The sequence below is a fragment of the Arthrobacter sp. CG_A4 genome (assembly GCF_035985125.1).
Classification (GTDB): domain Bacteria; phylum Actinomycetota; class Actinomycetes; order Actinomycetales; family Micrococcaceae; genus Arthrobacter.
Map to the genome: position 1 here is coordinate 1 of NZ_JAXCID010000076.1, position 6,765 is coordinate 6,765.

5 protein-coding genes and 3 pseudogenes are annotated in these 6,765 nt (G+C 62.6%); 4 read left to right on the forward strand and 4 right to left on the reverse strand.

Annotated elements, in window-relative coordinates:
• Nucleotides 1–266 (reverse strand): annotated as a pseudogene (locus tag RCH07_RS18735) (AfsR/SARP family transcriptional regulator); the annotation flags it as partial.
• 291 nt (nucleotides 267–557) lie between these two features.
• Here RCH07_RS18735 and RCH07_RS18740 point away from each other — a divergent pair.
• The 4 genes and pseudogenes from RCH07_RS18740 to RCH07_RS18755 form a co-directional block, all read left to right on the forward strand.
• The gene (locus RCH07_RS18740) at nucleotides 558–1,514 is read left to right on the forward strand and encodes an endonuclease/exonuclease/phosphatase family protein (RefSeq protein WP_326969001.1); all 957 of its coding nucleotides are present in this window, start codon (nucleotides 558–560) and stop codon (nucleotides 1,512–1,514) included.
• A gap of 145 nt (nucleotides 1,515–1,659) precedes the next feature.
• Nucleotides 1,660–2,599: pseudogene (locus RCH07_RS18745) on the forward strand (transposase); the annotation flags it as partial.
• A gap of 441 nt (nucleotides 2,600–3,040) precedes the next feature.
• A complete protein-coding gene (locus RCH07_RS18750; protein ID WP_326969002.1) occupies nucleotides 3,041–3,607 on the forward strand; it encodes a putative immunity protein in 567 nt (188 codons plus the stop codon).
• A gap of 216 nt (nucleotides 3,608–3,823) precedes the next feature.
• Nucleotides 3,824–4,893 (forward strand): annotated as a pseudogene (locus tag RCH07_RS18755) (IS3 family transposase); the annotation flags it as partial.
• Nucleotides 4,894–4,902: 9 nt separating this feature from the next.
• Here RCH07_RS18755 and RCH07_RS18760 read toward each other — a convergent pair.
• The 3 genes from RCH07_RS18760 to RCH07_RS18770 all read right to left on the reverse strand — a co-directional run.
• Nucleotides 4,903–5,601: an RHS repeat-associated core domain-containing protein gene (locus RCH07_RS18760; protein WP_326969003.1), complete on the reverse strand. Its 699-nt coding sequence runs from the start codon at nucleotides 5,599–5,601 to the stop codon at nucleotides 4,903–4,905.
• Nucleotides 5,602–5,679: 78 nt separating this feature from the next.
• Nucleotides 5,680–6,228 (reverse strand): hypothetical protein, encoded by a 549-nt coding sequence (locus RCH07_RS18765; RefSeq protein WP_326969005.1) that lies wholly within the window; start codon nucleotides 6,226–6,228, stop codon nucleotides 5,680–5,682.
• Nucleotides 6,229–6,237: 9 nt separating this feature from the next.
• Nucleotides 6,238–6,765: RHS repeat-associated core domain-containing protein (locus RCH07_RS18770; RefSeq protein ID WP_326969006.1), on the reverse strand; the 528-nt coding region annotated here is incomplete at its 5' end.

Here is a 6,765-nt window from a genome sequence, read left to right on the forward strand (position 1 = left end):
AGCACCGTCCCGTCATTGACCACCAGACCAGGTAGCTGCCTCGAGATCAAATGCACGCTGACGCGCAGGCTTTCCAGTGCCCTGGTCTCGGGATACTCGGGCCACAACAGACCGACGAGATAGCTTCGGAGGCTCGGCCCCCGGATCGCCAACGCAGCAATCAGCCGTTGCTGGCGTGCTGCAACGTGCACAAGGCCCGTGTCCCGGCGAAGTTGCCATGACCCAAGCAGATCTACCTGAAGGTCTCCATAGCCGTCGTTGCCCATCCGTACCCTGATTTCAGCTGGGGTCTGAAGAGGTAGACCAGGTAGCAATGACGATCCTCACCTTGATGCGCCATGTCAATGGGCCTCGACCATCCGCCGGCTTCTCCGTCCAGCAGCCCGTCCGGTCATGGCGCCTCCCAGAATAAGGGCCAAGGCTTCCAGTTGGAAGCTGGAGCCCCCCTTCATTCTGCGGAGACCCTTGATTTGCGCCAAGTAGCTTCTTTTCCCAGGCGTCCGCTCCAGCATCTGAGCGCTGTACCTTTTGCTTATCATTCGTGATTCGATGGACCCATGACAGCTGCTCCCGACGTAGTCAGCGAAGATCTCAGCCGGCTTAGTGCGGCTCTGGATGCCGTCATTCCGCCGAGGACAGCGTCGAATCTGCTGGTTGCTACCTGGAATGTGCGGGCATTCGGGGACCTGACACAGAAGTGGCTGGCGGTGGCGAAGGATTCGCCTATGCGCGACTGGCATGCCGTGGCGTGCATCGCCGAGGTCGTCTCCCGTTTTGACGTCGTCGCGCTGCAGGAGATCCGGCGCAGCACTCAGGCCCTGAAATTCCTGCTCGAGCGTCTCGGCCCGAACTGGCGGGTCATCGCCTCGGACGTGACCGAGGGCGCAGCTGGAAACGGTGAGCGTCTCGCGTTCCTGTACCGCGGCGACAGGGTCCAGCCCTCCGGGCTGGTCGGGGAGATCGTACTCCCGCCCGTCGGGGAATATCCCCAGCGCCAGTTTGCGCGCACACCCTACGTCGCAGGTTTCAGCAGAGCCGGGATCGAGTTCACCCTGGCCTCCGTGCACGTGCTGTGGGGCAAGAACGCCGCCGAACGGCTCCCGGAAGTAACCGCCTTTGCCCAGTGGATGCGGGCCTGGGCCGACCGCACCAACGACTGGAACAAGAACCTCATGGTCCTTGGGGACTTCAACTTGGACCGTATCGGTGACCCCCTCTACGAGGCCTTCATCACCACAGGGCTCTGGCCCCCGACAGAACTGAACAACGTCCCGCGGACCATCTTCGACGATGACAACACCCAGCACTTCTACGACCAGATCGCCTGGTTCTCCGAGCCGGACGGCACATCGCTCCTGCAGGACATGACCTACTCGCAAAAAGCCGGGTCCTTCGACTTCATCCCCCACATCATGACCGGGCTGACCCGGAACGAGATCTCCTGGCGGATCTCGGACCACTACCCCCTATGGAGCGAATTCAGGCTGTCCTCGAATGTTGCGCCACCTGCATGAGCTCTGGGCTGCTGCGGAGTGTTAGCCCGGGGTTCATGAGGGTGGGGCCTGTCGGGGGTGTTGCAACGACCGCTAGAACTCGCCTGAGCTGGGAAAATAGTGTTATTGACGCACTGTTCCACCGGCTGAAAGAAGCACCTTTCTGATGTCCCAGATTTCCGGAGTTTTCCCGTCCCTTCCTGTCGCCACGACGGAGCAGTTGCTGGTCTCCCATGCGGGGCTGAACGTAGTGACGTCTTCTGTTGACGCGCTCGGGTTCCGGGGCTTGTGCGAGGACCGTTTAGGCCAGTTCGTCCCTTCCGGGGCCCGGCACCGGTCCGGGCACGATCCTAGGCTCGTTGGCGGTCATGCTCGCTGGCGGCGGGGAACACGTCTCTGATCTGGACATCCTGCGGACCGGTTCCGGTGTTTTCGGAAAGATTGCTTCGAACGCGACGATCTCGCTGTTCTTTGAGCGGACCGTGACCAACCCGGATCTCTTCGGCTACGGCATCTCCACGTTGACGCGGAAATTACGTTCACGGGTGTGGGAATCGGCCGGGGACCGGAACCCGGCGTTGAAGGCGACAGCGCTGGAGCCGCTGGTCATCGATCTCGATGCCACCCTCGTGACCTCCCACAGCGACAAGGAACAGGCTGTCGGCACGTACAAGGGCGGGTACGGCTTCGCCCCCTTCATCGCCAGCGTCGACTATGGCGCGGGCAACGGGACCGGGGAGATCCCGGCCGCGGTGATGCGTCCGGGTAATGCCGGGGCCAACAGGGCCGAGGACCACATCAAGGTCTTCACCCAGGCCATCGAACAGCTCCCCGACGACTTCTACGACCAGCAGGGAGAGCTCATTGGTGAGAAGGTGCTGGTCCGGACCGACAGCGCCGGGGCATCCCGGAAATTCCTGCACCACCTCTCATCCTTAGGGGTCCAGTTCACGGTGTCCTACCCGGTACCGGTGCCCAAAGCCCACATGGTCGGCTGGATCAACGACAAAAAGTACTGGCAGCCCGAACTCGACCAGGGAGGGGACGAACGCAACGACGCGTGGGTCGTCAACGCCACCGAGATCCTCGGGCTCACCGACTACCCGGCCCGTCACGAACAATGGAACAGGATCCGGCGCTAGCGGCCCCCGCTCACGTTCGGGGCGTATGGCGCCGTTGATTGCCGGCCGAATGGGTCCCGTGTCTTCGAAGCGGCATTGACACTTGAGATGCCCCGGCCCCGGGAAGCCCTATCCGCTGGTGACGATGAATCGGCCCGACAGGCCTTCCTCGCCATAGCCCTGTTCGACGACGGCCGGTACGGGACGCACTCCGCACCGCGCTCCTCGCGCTGATTCCTACCCTCGACGGCTACCAGAGGGCCCTGAGGGAGTACGCCGAGGAACTTCCCAGCACCGTGACGGCCCGCGAGAAAGGTCAAGCCTGAGACATCCCCGCCAAGCGGGACCTTCCTGCAGTCGAAGGGTCGCGAGGTACGGAACCCAAGCCTATCGTTCCGGCACGCACAGCACTGAGACAATTGGATGGTGAGCCACACAAAAGGAGACTTCGATCTGACGTTGGATGAGCTGCGCGCTGTCGCTCGCTTCGCAGCGCAAAGCGCCCAACTGGTGCTGACAGATTTCACAGTCGTCTCGTCTGGGGATCCTCGCCCTCGCGCTGCTCTCGACGCCGCGCTGGCTTTTGCGGACGGCGCTCCGCGAACCAATTCGCAGCGCACGACGGCGGTCGCGGCGCATCGGGCAGCGAAGGAAGTCACGAGCGAGACCGGTCGCCTGGCCGCGCAAGCGTGCGGTGACGCGGCGGCGGCCGCGTACCTGCATCCGATCGCGAAACCGACCCAAGTCGGCCACATCCTCCGTTCGTCAGCGTGCGCCGCCTTGATCGACGAGCTCCACGCTGGGGGCGACACCACAGTTGCCTCCAGATCCATCAGGACAGCGTGCGATCGCGCGACCCCGAGGTTGCTCGACGTACTTCGTCGTTACCCAGCCCCTCCACAGGCGAGTAGCCGACTGGCACAGATCATGAGCGAGCTCGACGCGGCTTTGAGGAGCATCGAGACGCCCGCCCGAAGCACCTCCCGCGACTAGCCAAAAGTCCTGAGCCGGTAGTGGATCCCGTCTCCTTGCTCCTCACGCAAGAAACGCCAGGGAGCGAGATGGCAAATCTGTCGCGTAACCAAAGTGCCTCATAACGTATGGCTTCCAAGACAACCCTGTTGGCGGCGCCAGTCCACGTGTTGGATATTGCCGGCCCGATTAACGAACCCTTAGCGCCGGATACTGTTCCGTTGTTCGTGATAGGCCGAGACCCTCCGTAACTGGCTGAACAAATACCGCGAGGCCAACGGCGGCACCGAGACGGAGCTGACGTTGCCGGAACGGGCCCGTTTGAAGGAGCTCGAGAGGGAAAATCAGGAGCTGCGCGCGGAGACGCTGTTCCTGAAAAAAGCGGCCGCTTACTTCGCGCGGGAGCAGCGGTAGTGAGCAAGTACGAATATATTGACTCCCAAAGAACTGAGCCCGCCAACCCGAATTCGGTCGTGAAGATGTGCCGCTGGTTGGGCGTCTCGACGTCCGGTTTCTACCACTGGCTGACGCGCCCTCAATCGGCGACTGCCACTCGCCGGAAGGCACTGATAGCGCGGATCCAGCACTATTTCGAGGAGTCCGATGGCACCTACGGGTACCGGCGTATCCACGCGGACCTCGCGGCGGAACAGACTGAATGTTCGCCCGAACTGGTGCGGCAGGTCATGCGCCAGGAGGGCTTGGTGGCCTGCCAGCCGCGGCCATTCCGGGTGACCACCGAGGCCGACGCCTTGGCCGCGGCCAGCATGCCTGACCTCGTCAAACGTGACTTCACCGCCACTCGCCCCGGGGTGAAGTTCGTCGGCGACATTACCTACATCCACACCTGGCAAGGGTTCATCTATCTGGCCACCGTCATCGACTGCTACTCGAAGAAGGTCGTCGGCTGGTCGATCGCCGATCACATGCGCACCGAACTCGTCGCCGACGCCCTCAACAACGCCGCCGCGACGACCCTGATCGAACCTGACGCGATCTGGCACTCAGACCGCGGCAGCGTCTATACCTCGGCCGCGTTTCGGGCCTTGGTGACCGGCCTTGGCATGCGCTCATCGATGGGACGCACGGGCGTGTGCTGGGACAACAGCATGGCCGAATCGTTCTTCTCGATGCTCAAGAACGAGCGCGTCTACCGGACCGTTTACGCGACCAAATCACAAGCCCGCAGCGACGTCATCCGCTACATCGAGGGGTTTTACAACAGTCGGCGCCGACACTCCGCGCTCGATTACCGACGGCCCAACGAAGTCCACTATGGTTATCAACAGCCAGCCCTGGCAGCGTAGAAGAAACCATCAATTCCGCTGTCCGAAATCCTCGCAGCAGCTCACGCCTAGGGCGCCGATTACAGCCCCAGGAAATGCCCCGACGCCGCCTATAAAACCTCCGGCGATGCCGCCCCCTATCGCGCCCCAGAATAGACCTTCCTTCGTGTCGGCCAGGATGACTCCGCCGACGCACTGCCAGTACGAGTCGCTAAACAGGGCGTAAGTGCCGCTGGGATCTGAGTTGTTGATGGGGTCGTTGGCGGCGTAGGCGTAGCGGTTGGCGTTGGCGGGGTTCAGGGGTGTGTCGAGGGTGTCTTGTTGGGTCCAGCGTCCGGTGGTGGGGTTGTACCAGCGTTGGCCGTATTTGACCCAGCCGGTGACGCGGTCCTGGATGCCGGCTTTGAAGGTGTAGGGGTTCTGGGTGGTGCCTAGTCCGCCGGAGTTGGTGGTGAGGGTCGGGACCCCGTACGGGTCGTAGTCGTAGCCGAATGCGATGGTCGGGGTGCTGGTGATCAGCGCGGCGGGGTTGCCGGTGCCGTCGTAGATGTAGAGGGACTGCATCCCGGAGTTGGTGCGCAGCATCAGGGCTTCCCCGGTGACCGGGTCGTGTTCGACGTAGGCGGTGAGGGTGTCTTTCTTGTACTGCTCGATGACGGGCTGGCCCTGGGCGTCGGTGCGGCCGTAGGTGATTTTGTAGGTCCCGTTCGGGGTGGTCTGGGAGAGCACCTCGGTCTGGGAGGCCCCGGCGTAGGGGCGCCATCAACGGGGCTTGGGCAGTAAATCCGACATACGAGTAGCGCACGTCTACGCGCCTCCGGAATCCGTTGCCTTCATCGGCCCGGCTTCCCTCTTGATCTCGCGAAATATGTGGCTCAGATCGGAGGCCCCTTGTCCGTAATCGATGATCGTGGGCCCGTAGACCGGCACGCACACGCCCCTGACTCGAGAAAATCGCCCGTCAACATCCTCGAACGTGAGCGAGATGTCCTCCCCCCATGTCTTCAGCGTCCAGGACGCTCGTATTTCTGCGCCTTGGCGGGAGACATTCCGGAGGCGGAACCGGCGGTTGCTGGCCAGCGCGCGCTCCACGGCCGCTGGAAGCTCTGCAAGCGGAACTTCGACTACTGTTTCCCCTTCGGACACGGCATTGCGTGAAACTACCTGCGAATCCTTGTCCTTGGTGTCGTGACTGCGCATCGCCAACGCACTGAGGACAAGCATCACCACTATTGGCACGGCGACCAAGATTGCGGTAACCCAAGGTTCGAAACCCGCCCAGATACCAATTGCGAGAAAGATGAGCGCTGTTGTCAGCAGCAGAAGGTAGGGGAGAGTCCTCCACTTGGTTTGCATTTCCCGCTCCTATCCGCCGAATCCTGCGGTGCCGCCGCCTACTAGGCAGGCGAATCCCACGTCGCCTATCGACGAGTTCACACCGTTCAGCGCGTTTGTAGTTCCCTCGGCTACAACCGCTCCGAGGCATCCTCCTATAATCGCACCAGCGACCGCCGTGGCTGGTCCACCCGATGCACCAGCCAGCGTGAACACGGCGGTGACAAGACCTCCCGTTATATCGCCCAACGCGTCATTCCAGTTGTATAAACCGAGGGGGTCTGAGTTGTTGATGGGGTCGTTGGCGGCGTAGGCGTAGCGGTTGGCGTTGCCGGGGTTCAGGGGTGCGTCGAGGGTGTCTTGTTGGGTCCAGCGTCCGGTGGTGGGGTTGTACCAGCGTTGGCCGTATTTGACCCAGCCGGTGGTCCGGTCCTGGATGCCGGCTTTGAAGGTGTAGGGGTTTTGGGTGGTGCCGAGGCCGCCGGAGTCGGCGGTGAGGGTCGGGACGCCGTAGGGGTCGTAGTCGTAGGCGAACGCGATGGTCGGGGTGCTGGTGAT